The organism is Rheinheimera sp. KL1 (assembly GCF_001275035.1).
Lineage (GTDB): Bacteria > Pseudomonadota > Gammaproteobacteria > Enterobacterales > Alteromonadaceae > Pararheinheimera > Pararheinheimera tangshanensis.
Genome location: NZ_LAMX01000012.1, coordinates 155827 through 171431, shown reverse-complemented (window position 1 = coordinate 171431; position 15605 = coordinate 155827). Strand labels below are relative to the sequence as shown.

The 15605-nt window shown below is 47.0% G+C and carries 11 protein-coding genes; 7 read left to right on the top strand and 4 right to left on the bottom strand.

Features of this window, described 5'->3' with window-relative positions:
* Positions 1-27 precede the first annotated feature (27 nt).
* On the bottom strand, positions 28-1773 hold the full coding sequence (locus WH43_RS05830; RefSeq protein WP_053423702.1) for an esterase/lipase family protein: 1746 nt from the start codon (positions 1771-1773) through the stop codon (positions 28-30).
* A 257-nt stretch (positions 1774-2030) separates the two neighbouring features.
* Between WH43_RS05830 and WH43_RS05825 the strand changes: the two genes are divergently transcribed.
* The 5 genes from WH43_RS05825 (at position 2031) to WH43_RS05805 (ending at position 5554) form a co-directional block, all read left to right on the top strand.
* A complete protein-coding gene (locus tag WH43_RS05825; protein WP_286049506.1) occupies positions 2031-2516 on the top strand; it encodes an RNA polymerase sigma factor in 486 nt (161 codons plus the stop codon).
* Positions 2517-3050 carry a hypothetical protein gene (locus WH43_RS05820; protein WP_053423701.1) on the top strand — a complete coding sequence of 178 codons (534 nt, stop codon included), beginning with the start codon at positions 2517-2519 and terminating at the stop codon, positions 3048-3050.
* Positions 3051-3061: 11 nt separating this feature from the next.
* Positions 3062-4021 (top strand): DUF4097 family beta strand repeat-containing protein, encoded by a 960-nt coding sequence (locus WH43_RS05815; RefSeq protein ID WP_229670369.1) that lies wholly within the window; start codon positions 3062-3064, stop codon positions 4019-4021.
* Between the two features lie 202 nt (positions 4022-4223).
* Positions 4224-4865 (top strand): DUF4397 domain-containing protein, encoded by a 642-nt coding sequence (locus WH43_RS05810; protein WP_053423699.1) that lies wholly within the window; start codon positions 4224-4226, stop codon positions 4863-4865.
* Between the two features lie 2 nt (positions 4866-4867).
* A complete protein-coding gene (locus WH43_RS05805; RefSeq protein ID WP_152342793.1) occupies positions 4868-5554 on the top strand; it encodes a hypothetical protein in 687 nt (228 codons plus the stop codon).
* Positions 5555-5622: 68 nt separating this feature from the next.
* On the opposite strand, the gene WH43_RS05800 is transcribed toward WH43_RS05805, so the two are convergent.
* From WH43_RS05800 to WH43_RS05790, 3 genes are all read right to left on the bottom strand, one after another.
* Entirely contained in the window at positions 5623-7359 is a 1737-nt protein-coding gene (locus WH43_RS05800) for an alpha-keto acid decarboxylase family protein (RefSeq protein WP_053423697.1), read from the bottom strand.
* Positions 7346-9154 (bottom strand): flavin monoamine oxidase family protein, encoded by a 1809-nt coding sequence (locus WH43_RS05795; RefSeq protein WP_053423696.1) that lies wholly within the window; start codon positions 9152-9154, stop codon positions 7346-7348. The genes WH43_RS05800 and WH43_RS05795 overlap by 14 nt, the downstream gene beginning before the upstream one ends.
* A 331-nt stretch (positions 9155-9485) precedes the next feature.
* Positions 9486-10949: an OmpP1/FadL family transporter gene (locus WH43_RS05790; RefSeq protein ID WP_053423695.1), complete on the bottom strand. Its 1464-nt coding sequence runs from the start codon at positions 10947-10949 to the stop codon at positions 9486-9488.
* 274 nt (positions 10950-11223) lie between these two features.
* On the opposite strand from WH43_RS05790, the gene WH43_RS05785 reads away from it, so the two are divergent.
* Complete coding sequence (locus WH43_RS05785; RefSeq protein WP_053423694.1) at positions 11224-12291, top strand: efflux RND transporter periplasmic adaptor subunit; 1068 nt, start codon at positions 11224-11226, stop codon at positions 12289-12291.
* A 70-nt stretch (positions 12292-12361) separates the two neighbouring features.
* Complete coding sequence (locus tag WH43_RS05780; protein WP_053423693.1) at positions 12362-15601, top strand: efflux RND transporter permease subunit; 3240 nt, start codon at positions 12362-12364, stop codon at positions 15599-15601.
* Positions 15602-15605: the final 4 nt, after the last annotated feature.

Sequence of the window (15605 nt, the reverse complement as noted above, 5' to 3'; positions counted from 1 at the left end):
TCAGAAAAAAGGCCGGCGAGTATAGCCTTAATCCTCAGGCTTGTCAGTTGGCGGCATCAGGATTTTGGCTTCACCAGCGGGTTGCCGCAGTACTTGCACTAAAAACTGCACGGCTTGGGGCGATTGGTAGGAGTTATGACGTGAAGGCACAATGATTTCCTGTACGGCTTTGTTTTGATGGGCGCTGAAAAAAGGCACCACACCATCACTGATTTGACTGCAGCTTTTTTCATCCTTGCATGATAAAGGTCCATGGCTGCCGACAATAGAATAGACAGGTCGTTGGTACTCCAGCTTATTTAAACCCTGCAGCAGCGGATGACGGGGTGATAAGACCTGAACCGAATGGGGACCACCGCCGCTTAAGTATTCACGCATAGGCAAAGTGATTTTGTCTGGTCCCAGTTTCAAAATAAAGTTACTCATCAACAGCGTGAAATTTTTTGGCAAATTAATAAACCAGCTGGCCACTTTTGCCACCACAGATTCGGAGGTTTCAGAGCCGCCATGTGGGGTATCGATAAACACTACTTTGTCGATATAAGGTCTGGCATGAAAGATAAAAATATCTTTAATGTTGTCTAGTTCTTGCTTGGCATAACCCAGCTGCTCAGGGCGCTCGGTAAAGCTTAAATCCCAAAGCAGATAGTCAGTAGTTTGCACCATAGTTTTACTGATCACACCGCCCATGCTGTGGCCTATGACGACAATCTCATCCAGTTGATTGCTGCCACCTCTGGCTTTGAGCATGCTCTGCAGCTCATCCAGTTTTTTACGTAAACGCATAGAGTTGTAAAAAGGTGGTGGGCCTGAAGGGTAAAACGCATGCCAGATCTGATATCGCTGTTTTAACTCTTCATCCTGTAGCACAGCCATCGTCAGTTCATACCAAATCAAAGGGCTGGAATTCAAACCATGGATCATCAACAGGGGTTGTTTGTTGTTTTGCAGCGGCGTCACGCTGTAAATACCCAGTTTATTGTCGGCCAGCTCTGCGTTAAATAAGCCGGGTAATTCTAAATCAGCCAACTTGGCTTGCTGCATCAACCACAAGTAACTGCTGGCGGCGTCATAGAGCAGTGGATAAGAGCCTGAGGCAAACTTTAATTCAGCCGCTTCCTGCATCAGATGTCCTTGCAAGGTCAGCTGAATTTGCAGGTCTTTGGTAAATTTAAGCTGTTTCAGGCTAACAGTCACTGAGCGGAAGATACCCTCAGGTGGATAATATTTATCCTGGCCTTTACCGGTATTGGGCCGTATCGCCACCAAACTAACCCCAAGGCCTGAATGGGCAATTCCTTGGTGATGGCTTTTAATGGCCTGAAACTCGCTGGCCAGCACAAAATCTTCGAAGGCCAGTCCGGTTTCATCCTTCACGGGCTCCAGCACGATACGAAGCGCGGGGTGACGGTACTTTTGTTTAGGCAGCATAGTGCGTAGAAACTGTGTCAGACTTTGATTGTAAAGCTGGGACGCGTGTTGCAGCGCTGTGCCCTTTAACTCAGCAGATGCTAACCAAAATTGTGCGCAACTCAGTTGTAGTAAGCTTTTGTTGGCGCTTGTGTCTGGCAAGCTCAATAGCTCAGGACAATAGGAGGCCAGCTCCTGACTATCCATTTGTTGCATGCGGGCATACTGGTAACTAAATAATTGATTAGCTTCCAGCGCTCTTTTGGTCGATGGCAGGAGTTTTAAAAAATGGGGGCTGGTGCAACCTGCAAGCAAAAACAGACAGAGCATCAACAAACCGGCTTTTTTTAGCTTAGTGTGCACCTGTCTCTCCTGTTTTGTTGAAAACACCTTCAGATTATGCGGTGACTTTGTAGCAAACTAAGCAAAATTTGTATTAAAAATCAGTCACTCAGCTATAGTATGGACAGCACTGATACTAATTTGAAGTTTTTTATTCCGGCATTTAAACCTTTTGTTGCTGTGGCTCCGACTAACCCTATAACAACAAAAAGCAGCATTTTTAAAATAGCAGGGGCGGGATGTTAAGGTCTGACTATCCAGAGCAAAGAACGCATGACATGGATGAACTGGTTTGCCTGTCGCAGCAAGGCGATCGTAGCGCGTTCAGACAACTGTATCAGCAGCATTGCGGCCGGGTGTACGCGGTCTGTTTACGCTTACTGGCGGATCGTAGTAAAGCAGAAGATGCCTGTCAGGAGGTTTTTGTCAAAGTATGGCAACAGCTGAGTCTGTTCCGCGGCGACAGTCTTTTCAGTACCTGGCTGCACAGCATTGCGACCCGCACAGCTATCGATCTGTGGCGTCAGGATAAGTTGCTCAGACTAGCCACAGAAGAAATGCCTGAATTAGCAGGAGCCGAACTGGGACAGAGCAGGGAATTAGAACAGTTGATTTTACGTTTGCCTCATCAGGCAAGAGCTGTGTTTGTGTTGTTTGCCTTAGAGGGGTATCAGCACCAGGAGATTGCGCAGCTGCTCGGCATAGCGAGGGTAGTTCGAAATCGCAGTACCACAGAGCACGGCAGTTATTACGGGAGTGGTTAGATGAAAACTGAACATGAATTAGATGCCCTGATCGCCGGACTTTCCAGTGAATTAAAACCGTCCCGCGATTTATGGCCAGAGCTGGAGCCGCGTTTAATACCCGCAGAGATAAAAAATGCGGATCCGGTGCCGCACAGACCTAACAAATGGTTGTCTGTACCTTTTGCCGGTGCTTATGTCGCAAGTGCAGCCTCTGTGTTATTCGCTGTCACTTTGTTTTGGCAACCAGCGGCTTTGCAACCATCAGCACCAGTGCAAGCTGGCTTGTTTAACCCACAGCAGGTGGATGCACAAACCGCTATCGTTTACAGCTATGAGCAAGCTAAAGCTGAGCAGTTGGCCAGTATGAAAGCCGTTGATCCGGTGTATGCCGACTGGCAGCAACAACTTGCACAGTGGCAACAAGCTATAGGCCAGGTGCAACTGGCACTGAAATACAACCCGAATGAAGCAATGTTGCTGAAACAATTAAGGCAATTGTATAGCCAGCAACATAATTATTTACAAAAAGTGGTCCAGTCGGGCCTGGTTTAATCTGGAGTAACATGATGAAACAACAACTGATTTTAGGCTTGGCTTTGTCCCTGTTCAGTCAGCTTGTAGTAGCCGCAGAGTCGGTGAATGAAAACCTGCAAGTGGCCGGTAATGAGAAAATTTATATCGAAAATATGCGTGGTGAAGTCGAAATCGTCGCCAACTCAGAAAACCGTTTTAAAGTCTCAGGTACCTTGGACGAAAAAGCCGAAGGTTACGAGCTGGATTCAAAAAATGGCTTTACCAGTTTTAAAGTGAAAATGCCGAGTCTGCGTAACTATGGCAACTGGGACGATCAGGAAAAAGAAGGTTCACGGTTAAAAATTGAAGTCCCTTTTGGCACTGAACTGGAGTTTCAAGGGGTGAATGCCAGTGTCAAAGTATCAGGGGTGCAGGGCAGCACCAAAGTGACTACGGTGAATGGGTCTGTTTATGCAGAAAAGCTGCAGAAGTTTATCCAACTGGAGACAGTCAATGGCGAAATTACCAGTGTAAATAACAATGGCCGCATTACTCTGAATACGGTCAATGGTGAAATTGAAGACACGGGCTCAGAAGGGAGGTTGAGTATTGATGCGGTGAACGGCAGTATTGAGACGAAATCTTCGGCCTCAGAAGTTTCAGTATCAGTGGTCAATGGCGAGGCTGATTTAGAGCTGACTAATGTGCAGCAACTGAATATGAGTTCTGTCAATGGATCCTTGGATGCTGAAGTCAAAGGTAGCCTGACTCCACGTATAGAAGCGAGCACGGTTAGCGGTAACGCCAAATTAAAGCTGGAAAAAGCCATCAGCGCAAAATTTAATCTGGTGGCCAACGCTGGTGGTTCTATCAAAAATGAATTGACCAGCCAAAAAGCGGAGAAAGCAAAGTATGGTCCTCGTAGCAGCCTCGAATTCAGCACGGGCAAAGGGGAAGGCAGTGTTGAAATGAATACCGTCAGTGGTTCAATGAAACTGGAAACACATTAAAGCCAAAGCAGCAGGCCCCAGGCCTGCTGCTTTGATTGCAGTGATTATCTTTACTTAACTTTGCAATAGCCATTTGGTGTTCAGTTATAAATGATTTGTAAAGGGCTGTTATTAACTGTCTGAGTTGGTAAAAACGCTAGGATTTTCATAGGGCTATACATAATCTCTTGGCCAACTAACAACCAAGTTACAGGATAGCTTCATGAACATGATACTGCGTGCCAGTCGTCTGGCTTTGCCATTATTTTCGCTGATCGCTTTGGCCGCCTGCGGTGGCAGCTCAGGGGATAAAGCAGAAGAGGGTTTTAATCAGGGATACGTGCAGTTTTACAATGGTGCAGCCAACAGTGCCAACAGCTCTTTGACTGTGAATGAGATTGCTGCTGGCAGTGCCACTTTTGGTGATGCGTCCAACATGCTGGCGATTGACCCGGGTTCATACAAATATCAGCTGAAAAATGCCACCAGTAGTGCTTTGATTAAAGAAGCCGATATCACCCTGAATAAAGGCGATAAAACCTTGTTGCTGATGGCGGGTGACGCTGCAAACCCAAGCATTCTGACATTAACTCACAAACGTGAAGAAAAGTTTGACGATGAGTTCCGTGTCTTCGTTGCTAACTTATCCAATAGCTACGACAAAGTTGATTTGTATACTGCGGCTGAAACAGATGACTTCAGTAAAGCCACTTTAGTCGAGTCTGTTTCTGCAAAAGAAGTGACAAGCACAGGTAAAATGCTCAAACGTGGGAAATATAAGCTGTTTATCACCACGGCTGGTAGCAAAACTCCATTTTTGAGGCTGTTGCCTATAACTTCCAATACACCACCAGCTATGTGTTAGTGGTGCGTGACAAACTGGGCCCTATGCAACAGCAAGTGTCTTTAGACATCGTTGGCAACTCTACGGCTGTGGAAGCGCTCGAACACCGTCTGGCCAAAGGTCAGGTTCGGATCTATAACAGTCTGGATAATCAGCAAGGTCAGATTGCGATCAATAACTTACCTGTCGCAGATTTAGTGCAGGATACGCTGACAGATTACATTCAGTTAGATAAAAATGATTACAGCATCGCTGTGTTAAATGAAAACAATCAGTTGCTATTAAACAACGTGTTACTGACCATCAACGCCGGACAAAGTAAGTCGGTGCTGTTGTTCCGTGATGCTGAACAAAAAGTAGGTCTGGTTAGTTTTACAGAGAAAAACCTGCCTCAAGTGCACGAGCATGAAATCAACGTAGCGAACCTGGTGCCTGATTTTAAAAACCTGCATTTCTATTTTGTGCGTCAAAACGAAACTATCGAAAGCGCAAAGTTCCACGTCAAAGCATTAGACTTTAAAAAGTACGCAAGCTTAGTGCTGCCAAAAGATTTCTACTCTGTCTCTTTGGTGCATGTGGCGGACAATGGCACCATCAGTCTGTTAGATAAAACAGAGATGCTGCAATTGGAGGCAGGTAAAAACTATATTCTGGCGGCAGAACCGTCAGCTGCGGCTCCAAGTGGTTTCAAAATCACACTGGTTAAATAGTTCACTGCTAGTGAAATTGTAAAACAAAAACGGCCAAAGCAAGTGGCCGTTTTTTAATGAACTTGCCTCTAACCTTTGCAGTTAGGGCATTGCTCTATAGTGTTTCCGGTAATAGATTTCACCAGTCCGGCCATGGCCGGTGCAAGGTCTTGTGAAGGGATCACTACTTCCACTAACGCAGGTCTGTCTTTTTGCGAACAGATCTGGTCTAAAGCCTGTATTAACTCTGCGCCGGTCTGAACCTTATAACCTGCGACAGAAAAGGCTTTAGCTAAACTGAGATAATCCCAGGTTGGCAGCACATCAAAAGGGGCAAACTCGCCGCCTTCGGCAAAAGCGCAGATATCGACAAAGGACTGCTCTATGGCGTACACCTTATTGCTCATCACAAAAACTACTGAATTGAGCCGATGCCGGCTGATAGTGGATAACGACTGGCACATCATCATAAAACCACCGTCTCCTGCTATGGCCATCACACGTTGCTTGCTGGCATAAGCCACACCCGCCACACAACCTGTTTCATGGCCTAATGAGCCCCAGGCCGCGTCAGCGATAAAGCTATCCTGCGGTAAGCCATACAAACGGGCCGACATATACAAAGACGAGCTTTCGCCTAAAATCAGCCGGGTTTTATCCCGCAGTTGCTGCTCCAGCAAATACGCATAAAATAAATCAAAAAAGTTCTGATAGCTAAGCGGCTGTTGCAACAAAGCGGGTGTGATTTGCGGTTGAGGTGGTAGCAGGGGCAACATCATGTTCTGCCGTGGATACAAGGAGCTGGCTTTGATGTGTTCTGTCAGTTGGGCAATAAAATCAGTCAGATAGACCTGGTGATAATAAGCCTGGCCAAGCCGCGAGGTTTCATCGTTATTCACGACGATCATCTGATCAAACTGCTGTGTCAGCATGGTCAGGTAGTCATCGGTAAAAATAACCCCCAGCGCCAGAATACAATCGGCTTGTTCGACATAGTCCACTGTAGCAGGAAAAGAGGCTCCGTCGGCATAAGTGCCGATAAAGACCCCTTCGTTTTCACTGATCACTGTTTTGGCCAGGCTGGTGGTGCTGTAAGGCAGGCCACTGGCTTTTAACAGCTCTTTCACTGCATCCTGTAAGCCAAACCTGTTGATTTCAACACCCAATAAAACCAGAGGTTGTCTGGCTTTATTCAGCAGATTCAGGCTGTTATCCAGCAGTGCTGTCAGAGAGTGCTTGTTGCTGATCAACGGCACAGCACACAGCTCGCCTTCAGGTTTGGCACAAGCCAGGCCCCAGACATTTTGCCAGGCTTCAAGATACACAGGCCGGCGCAGGCTAATGGCTAAGGTTAAGGCTTGGTCGATTTGCTGACAGGCAGTACGTATATCAGTCAGTACCTCTGCCGCCACTGTGACATTGGCAAAGACTTTACTGTCGGCCAGTAAATCCCCGGTGCTGTGATGAAACAGCACTCCAGTGTCTTTGATGGTGACTCTGTTCTCTGCGGTCGGACTGGCGGTAATGACCACCACGGGGTTACGTTCCACATAAGAACCAGCAATAGCATTGAGCACACTAAAAGTGCCGACACCAAACTGCACCGATACAGCACCAATACCTGTTAAACGGGCGTAACCATCAGCGGCATAACCAGCACCGAGTTCGGTTAAATCACCTACCGCATCAATACCGTCAAAGTCCTCAAGGGCATCCATAAAGTAGGCAACATAATCACCCGGTACCTGAAACACTTTACGTAGTCCCAGCTGATGCAAGCGGGTCAGTAAATAATCGGCAACAGTGAAGTGCTTAGCGTTCGACATTGTTAATCCCCTCATAGGCAAATTCTGTCACTTCATTCAGCACTTTTGAGCAGTCGCCACAGCCACAGCTGCTGCCGGGCTGACCTGAGTCCAGCGCAGGGCAGGCGACTGGCAAGAAGTTGTAGTCCGGATTGTCTTTTAGAATCTTGGCAAAAGCCGGATCGCTTAACAGCCACGCAGGTTTGCTTAAGCCAAAAAACTGTTCGAGCATAGATTCAGCTGTATTCAATGCACCTTCAACCCAACCTTGTTCGTAAGAATAGGCTTCACCGACAATGTAGATCTGCTGATCGGCGATTGGATGCCGCATCCGGCACATGATTTGATCCAGCCGGTAATTGGCTTTCCATTCATGCCAGCCTCCGCCGTAGGGGTCATCGCCCCATTCCTGATACACAGCAGAGTAGGGCGGCGGCAGTTGCTGTTGATTATGCAAGGTGGTGACCTGCTGATGCGCTGTGGCCACCATATCTTCGGTAATTTGAAATTGGTGCTTTAACACCACTTGCTCAGGGGCACAGGACAGGGATTCTGGCACATAGCCGGTAAAAGGTTTGCCTGCTTCCAGACCTTTCCAGAATGGTACTGTGCCTATGTCGTTGTAAGAGGCCATCAACAGGGAATGTGTGGTGGGTTCACCGCCGGGTTGCTCACATTCAGTGCCCATATAATACGTCTGGCGTATGGGCAAGTCAGTGACAGAGCGGCCAGAGACCAAACCAAGGCTGCGCCACCAGGGGCTTTCATAGGCCAGAAACATCTTAAAAGCCGATTGAATAAGTACAGAACTCAGATTTTGCTTCAGCCATGGATCATCAAAAAAGGGTGAAGAAATTAATTCCAAAGCACGGCGGGGCATCCCAAGAATGACCTGTTTCGCCTGTACTTCAACTGGCGGACTATCGACTTTATCTGTGGTTTTACCTGCATCATTGGTTTCGGTAGCCTGAAACACCAGGGTGTAAGGATAATCGCCTGCAGTGTTGTAACGGATATGCGTTAACCGCTGATTCATTTGAATACGAGCGGATTGGGCAAGCTGGCCCGGCATACCGGCAAATTGCTGTGCCAGCGTTAGTGGCAGTGCCTGAAATCCCTCCTTTAAGGTTAAAAACTCGGTGTCATCTTTGTATTCTGTGGCAGGCAACTGAGTGACGGCATTGGCGTTCGCGACATTGGCTTCGTACCCGCCTGCGTCTTTCATAAATTGATAACCTTCGTTACTCAGCACTTTGTAGAGTAAATCCCAGAAACCGTAGCGCCAGATCTCTTTACCAAACACTTTGACCTGCATTTGCTGTTGCAGGCTCATATCGGCAAAACCCGGGCAAATTAAATTCATCACCTTAACCTGCATATTTTCCGGACCATAACCTCGTTCCGACCAATTCAGGTTGTACGGGATCCGATCCGGATGCTCAGCAAAATCGCGGTAACGGAAATACTGGCCACGCAGATAAAACAGGTTATTGTCAGAGCCAGCCTCTTTGCCACCCGGTTCTATCGGTAGACTGGAGCCCATCGGAAACTTTTTGGTGGCCAGTTTTAATTCTGTCACCAGATTTTTCACCATCAGGTGGGAGTCTGGTATATACCTCATGCCGCCAAGCTCAGCCACTACGTTGGGTAAACCAGGCAATTTGCGGCTATACAAGCGGCCACCAATTCTGTTGCTGTATTCAAATAATACGATGTTGCTGTTGTGGCCTCTGTCCTGCTGCAAACGCCAGGCGCTGTAACAGCCTGATACTCCTCCACCTATGATGGCGATATCCAGTTGATTTACGTGAGTCATTCGTTTTCCCTTCACTGGCCAGCCTTTGGCTGAAACTATGTAGCCGTATAACTCAACAGCTCGGGATCTGGCAGCAGCCCCAGGCTGCGCCTTCCTTAAGTTAACGGAGGTGAGTACATCCGATCAGGGCAAACTTCGAATCTAGTCAGTCCCTTTGATGTGAACATCATCATGTCTCAGGCGAAAGTGCTTGTCACTATATTGAATACATTTATTTACAGTTTTTATCAAAGCAGCTAAAGAACGGAATATAGTGAGCAGGCTGGAGGTGAAAAAAAACCACCGTAAAACGGTGGTTTTGACAAAAGGTTGTCTCAGAGTCAGAACAGACTTAGAACTTATAATTCCACTGTACCGCCAGTACCTGAGCTTTGTTGCGGTAAGTTGCCTGAACACCAGAGTTGTAAATACGATCGCCATTGGCGCTGTATTCGTGTTCATCGATGCTGACTTTATTCATCCACATATAACCATAAGCAAAATCTACACTTTGCTCTGGTGTCAGAGCCCAGTTTGCACCCCAGGTCCACCAGATCCGGTCAGCTGTAGGAACACGCGCTGTTTTATGGCTGCTGCTGATCGGGTTTTCATCATAAGCCAGACCAGTTTTTAACGTCAGCTCGTCGTTGTACTGCACTGTGGTACCAACAGAAAACGACCAGGTGTCCTGCCAATGTTCCGGGATATAGCCAATGTAACCGGCTTTATTCAGGTTTTGTGGCTGTTGAGTACTCAGAGAAATGCTAGGCGTGGCGTCATCACTGACAATATCAATAGACTCAAAGCTGCTCCAGCCTGTCCAGTTAACACTGGCCTGCACAGATAAAACATCTGTCAGCTTCTGATCAATGCTAAACGCCAGATTGGCAGGAGTGGTTAAATCCAGTTTGCTTTGCTCTGACAGGTAGCTGTTCGATGCCAGTTTGCCAGTTGCTAAACTGATGGCTGGCAAGTTTGCACCTACAACGATAAAGTTCGGATTGCCAGCAACGTTGGCACCAGTGATAGGCGTATTGGTAATTTCAGAGTCACCTTTTAAGGTGTATTTCACTTCAGAATGATAGACCAACGCCAGTTTGGTTGAACCTAAATCGCCATGAAAACCAAGGTTATAACCTGCAGCTACATCATCGCCATTCACTTCATAATGACTGTTGCAATAGGCAGCGTTGTAAACATTGGCGCCATATAAACCATTGATATTAGTGCCCAGTTCACATAAACCTGAATGATCTTTGAACTTAGATAAGGTGCCTTCTGCATAGTTAACATTTACACCTAAACCGAAAGACCAATCCTGGCTTAATTTGTAAGCCACGGTAGGTTGCATAGAAACTACTTTTATTGAGGTTTCATCGCCAAAATAGCGGCCAACCCAATCGTCGTTGTAATCAGATGACAAACCAAATGGAGCGTAAACCCCTATACCCCAGCTTAAATTGTCAGTGAAGTGGTCGCTGTAAAAAGCAAAAGGAACTACTTCAGATAAAGTCAGTTTGCCTGAGTCACGGCCTGTGACAGGCATACCGTTGGCGCTTTGGGCTGATGCGTCGCTGTAACGGGTTGTAGCGTAAATCAGGTTGGCACCACCAGAAAATTGTGCGCCTTTGAGTTTGGTTAAAGCAGCAGGGTTGGAGTAGACCAAAGAGGCGTCTGTAATTTGTGCGCCGCGGCCTGCATAAGCGTTACCTGCTGCACTGACTGATTGTTCAAATAATTTATAACCTTCAGCAAAAGCAGACTGACTGACCAAAGCAAGGCTGATGGCTAAAGGTAATGAAGCTTTTCGTAACATTGTTTTTGTACCCTGTAATAAATTTCGCGGCATTATAGAGAGACTAAGCCCTAGAGTACATGCTCTAAGTCTGGCAAATTTTGCTACTGGTCGGATCTTGCATTGACTAAAAAGTGGTGAAATTTACTAAAACATTGAGGTGAATCCAGGCTGAATTTCAAATATTTTTATTTAAGTTATTGTTTTTAAAATGATTTGTATGTGCTTTTTGAAGTGGCACAAGGGATGCAATTCCATCGCAACTGATTCGACTTTGCTTGTTTAAGGATAAATTATGAAAACCCGCTCATTACTCGCTACTGCTGTAACTACTGCCTTATTGGCTGGTTCTTTGGTATTAACTGGTTGCGGCAGCGCCGAAGGAAGTCCGGATGCTGCTAAAGTGGACGCTGTGATCAGCATCCCAGTCGAAGCGGCTTTGGTCAGTCGTGGTGAAATCAGCAGTTTGTATCGCACCACCAGCACATTGGAAGCCAAGGAAGATGCTGAAGTGAACAGCAAATCAACTGGCATAGTGCAGCAGTTGTTTGTTGAAGAAGGGGATTATGTCAAAGCTGGTCAGGTGATGGCTATCTTAGATACCGAACGTCAGCAACTGAACTTAGCCAAAGGCAAAGCTGAATTGGGCCAATTAAAAAGCGAGCTGGCGCGCTTAGAAACCATGTACCAGAAAAAACTGGTCAGTTTTGATGTCTATGACAAGTTAAAATGGCAGGTGGAATCTTTATCCGCTTCTGTGGCTTTGTCTGAGCTGGCATTAAAAGAAACTCAAATCATTGCGCCTATCAGCGGTGTGATTGCCCGTCGTCATGTCAAAGTAGGCCAGTTGATCACTGAATATTCATCCAAAGCTTTGTTTGAAATTGTGTCACAAGAGCGTTTAGAGGCGGTGATCAATTTACCAGAGCATCAGTTACCACGTGCTAAAGTAGACCAGGTTGCGCACTTGCATTTTGCGGCTCTGCCAGCAAAAGAAGCGAAAATTATCCGTATCTCTCCTGTGGTAGATGCAACAACTGGTACTGCCCGCGTCACAGTGGCGGTGGATAACAGTGACCTGACATTAAAAGCTGGCATGTTTGCTCAGGTCGAAGTGCAATACGACGCTAAAGCCGCGGCGTTATTAGTGCCTAAACGTGCTGTGATGGCGATGGATAACAGCAGCTCAGTCTTTGTGGTGAATAAAGACGGCAAAGTCGAACGTAAAACCATCACCACAGGCTATGAATCCGACACTATGTTTGAAGTAGTGGAAGGGTTAACTGAAGGTGAGCAAGTGGTCACTGCAGGTCATGCCAGCTTAAAAGAGCAAAGTCCTGTTCAGGTTATTGCGAAAAGCTAATTCAATCTCCCTCATTGGTGGGGCCTAAGCCCCACCATCAATAATAAAGATAAAAAGTAAGGGATCCTCTATGAAACTCGTGGATACAGCCGTTGCACGTCCGGTCACTATGTGGATGTTCACTTTAGGTATTATGTTATTTGGTCTGGTCGCTATGGGGCGACTGGCCGTCAATTTACTGCCAGATTTGTCTTACCCCACTTTAACCATCCGCACTGAATACGCAGGTGCAGCGCCAGCCGAAGTGGAGCAGTTAGTCAGCAAGCCAATTGAAGAAGCTGTAGGTATTGTCAAAGGCATTCGTAAAGTACATTCGGTGTCCCGCGCTGGTCGCTCTGATGTGATTATGGAATTTGAATGGGGCTCAGATATGGATCTGGCAGGCCTTGAAGTGCGCGAGAAAATCGACGTGCTGTACCTGCCGCTGGATGTGAAAAAACCATTATTACTGCGCTTTAACCCGAATTTAGACCCTGTGGTCCGTTTGGCGTTAAGCCGGGATGAGAAACAGGATTTAACGCCAGCTCAACTGGTGAGCTTACGTACTTTTGCTGAAGAAGATTTACGCCGCCGTTTAGAATCCTTAGCCGGTGTGGCTGCAGTTCGGCCTGATGGCGGGTTAACTCAGGAAATTCAAATACTGATCGACAATGAAAAACTCAGCCAGTTAAAGCTGGATATCAGTACCATTAATCAGCGGTTAAAAGAGCAAAACATTAACCAGGCCGGTGGCCGTTTAGAAACCGGCAGTCATGATTATTTAGTCCGCACCATTAATCAGTTTGCTAATCTGGACCAGATCCGGAATTTGTATATTGCCAAAGTAGGTGAAAGCCAAATTCGCTTGTCTGATATTGCCGAAATTCGTGACTCTTTTGTCGACCGTCAAAGTATTACCTATGTGCATGGCAAAGAAGCGATAGAAATTGCTATCTACAAAGAAGGTGATGCCAACACAGTACAAGTGGCAAAAACTGTCACAGCCAAGCTGGAGGATTTGCAAAAGAATCTGCCTGCTGGTTATCAGTTAACCTTAGTGTACGACCAATCCACTTTTATTAAACAAGCCATAGATGAAGTGAAATCAGCCGCTTTTGAAGGCGGTATTCTGGCGATGATAGTGCTGTATTTGTTCCTGCGTAATGTCTGGACCACGCTGGTGATTTCTATCTCTATTCCACTCTCGGTCATTGCCACCTTCAACCTGATGTATGCGCAGGATATCAGCTTAAATATTATGAGCTTAGGCGGTATAGCCCTGGCCATAGGTATGCTGGTGGATAACGCCATTGTGGTGCTGGAGAATATCGCCCGCTATAAAGAGCAGGGCATGGCTCCGATGGAAGCGGCGAAAAAAGGCGCCAGTGAAGTGGCGATGGCGATTACGGCTTCAACCTTAACCACAGTGGCGGTATTTTTCCCGCTGGTGTTTGTTGAAGGGGTCGCAGGCCAGTTATTTAAAGATCAGGCGTTAACTGTCACTTACGCCTTATTGGCGTCATTGCTGGTGGCTTTAACTCTTATTCCCGCCATGGCGGCCCGTGAGCGCACCAATTCAGCTGCAGCTATCACTTCGAACACCGAATCAACAAAACTATCCATTAAGCCATCGCGCTGGTATTTATGGCCGCTGGTGCCGTTTCATTTGTTGTATCTGGCAGTGCGTTTTGTATTTTTAGGTTTATTTACGGTATTCACTATCCTGTTCCGCGCAGTAGCTAAAGGCTTAAGTTTTGTCTTTAATCCGCTGCTGAACATAGTGCAGGCTTTTTTACGGGCTCTGGAATCGGGTTACCGTGCTGTATTAACTGCCGCCTTGCGTGCCAAAGCTTTGGTACTGGCAGCCACTATAGGCCTGACCGCACTGATTTATTCGCTTATCCCGGGTTTAGGTTTTGACGTGATCCCAAGCATGAGTCAGGGTGAGTTTTATGTCGAAGTGCAGCTGCCTGTAGGCAGCGCGATAGAGCGCACCGACAAGGTATTAAAACAACTGGCCGATGTGGCCTCATTACAGCCTGAAATTGACCGCAGTTATGCCCAGGCTGGTACAGGCCAGCAAATGACTGTGGATCCCAATGTAGGCGGCAGTCATTGGGGCCGGTTAAATATTATTTTAAAAGACAGCGCGACTAAGGCGGATGAAGAACGTTTAATTCAACTGTTTCGCGATGCGGTCAGCACCATGCCGGATCTGAGCGCCAAGATCGACAGACCAGAGCTGTTTAGTTTCAGCACGCCGCTGGAAATAGAATTATCAGGCCATGATTTAACCAGCTTAAAAGCTACTTCTGATCAACTGGCTAAAGCATTGGCAGCCAATGACAGATTTACCGATATCAAAAGCTCGTTGCGCTCTGGCCAGCCGGAAATTACCTTACATTTTCATCACGACCGTTTATCTCAGCTAGGGTTAACCGCGGCAGATGTATCGAAACGGGTGGCGAATTATATTGGTGGTGAAGTTGCAGGCCAGTATTCGATTAACGATCGCAAAGTCGATATCCGCGTGCGTCTGGCAGAAAACTTCCGCAACTCAGAGCAGCAACTGTCGCAAATTATCATCAACCCAAATAGTGAAAAGCCGCTGCCGTTGTCTGCAGTCGCTGACATTAAACGTGAAGTAGGCCCAAGCGAAATTACCCGTATTGGTCAGCAACGTGTGGCTTTGGTTAGCGCTAATTTAGCTTACGGCGACCTGGAACAGGCCACAGCAGCAGCCAAAGCTGTATTGGCACAGCTGACGCTGCCTTATGGTGTTGGCGCTACTATTGTCGGTCAAAGTGAAGAGATGGAACGTTCCTTTAATTCCCTGATGATGGCGTTGCTGTTAGCGGTGTTTCTGGTCTATCTGGTGATGGCGTCGCAGTTTGAAAACCTGCTGCAACCTTTGCTGATTTTATTTACCGTGCCTTTGGCTGGTGCTGGCGCTGTACTTGGCTTGTGGCTGACCGGCACCCGGGTTTCGGTGATTGTCTTTATCGGCCTGATTATGCTGGCCGGTATAGTGGTGAACAATGCCATAGTGCTGATAGACCGTATTAACCAACTGCGGGATGAAGGCATGGCGGTGTCTGATGCCATAGTCGAAGCCGGTGCAACCCGTTTACGTCCTGTACTGATGACGACTTTAACCACAGTGCTGGGTTTATTACCTATGGTACTGGGCAGCAGTGACGGTGCTGAAATCCGCGCTCCAATGGCCATTACAGTGATTTGGGGCTTAAGCCTGTCGACCTTGCTGACGCTGGTGTTTATCCCTGTGCTGTACCGCCTGACTGCGCGTGACGTATCAGCGGCTAAGGAGTAACAAC

What these genes read in the sequence shown, in the direction of transcription:
- WH43_RS05795 (WP_053423696.1), bottom strand. Translation starts at nt 9,154, where the DNA reads ATGACTCACGTAAATCAACTGGATATCGCCATCATAGGTGGAGGAGTA.
- WH43_RS05815 (WP_229670369.1), top strand. Translation starts at nt 3,062, where the DNA reads ATGATGAAACAACAACTGATTTTAGGCTTGGCTTTGTCCCTGTTCAGT.
- WH43_RS05820 (WP_053423701.1), top strand. Translation starts at nt 2,517, where the DNA reads ATGAAAACTGAACATGAATTAGATGCCCTGATCGCCGGACTTTCCAGT.
- WH43_RS05800 (WP_053423697.1), bottom strand. Translation starts at nt 7,359, where the DNA reads ATGTCGAACGCTAAGCACTTCACTGTTGCCGATTATTTACTGACCCGC.
- WH43_RS05790 (WP_053423695.1), bottom strand. Translation starts at nt 10,949, where the DNA reads ATGTTACGAAAAGCTTCATTACCTTTAGCCATCAGCCTTGCTTTGGTC.
- WH43_RS05825 (WP_286049506.1), top strand. Translation starts at nt 2,031, where the DNA reads ATGGATGAACTGGTTTGCCTGTCGCAGCAAGGCGATCGTAGCGCGTTC.
- WH43_RS05785 (WP_053423694.1), top strand. Translation starts at nt 11,224, where the DNA reads ATGAAAACCCGCTCATTACTCGCTACTGCTGTAACTACTGCCTTATTG.
- WH43_RS05810 (WP_053423699.1), top strand. Translation starts at nt 4,224, where the DNA reads ATGAACATGATACTGCGTGCCAGTCGTCTGGCTTTGCCATTATTTTCG.
- WH43_RS05780 (WP_053423693.1), top strand. Translation starts at nt 12,362, where the DNA reads ATGAAACTCGTGGATACAGCCGTTGCACGTCCGGTCACTATGTGGATG.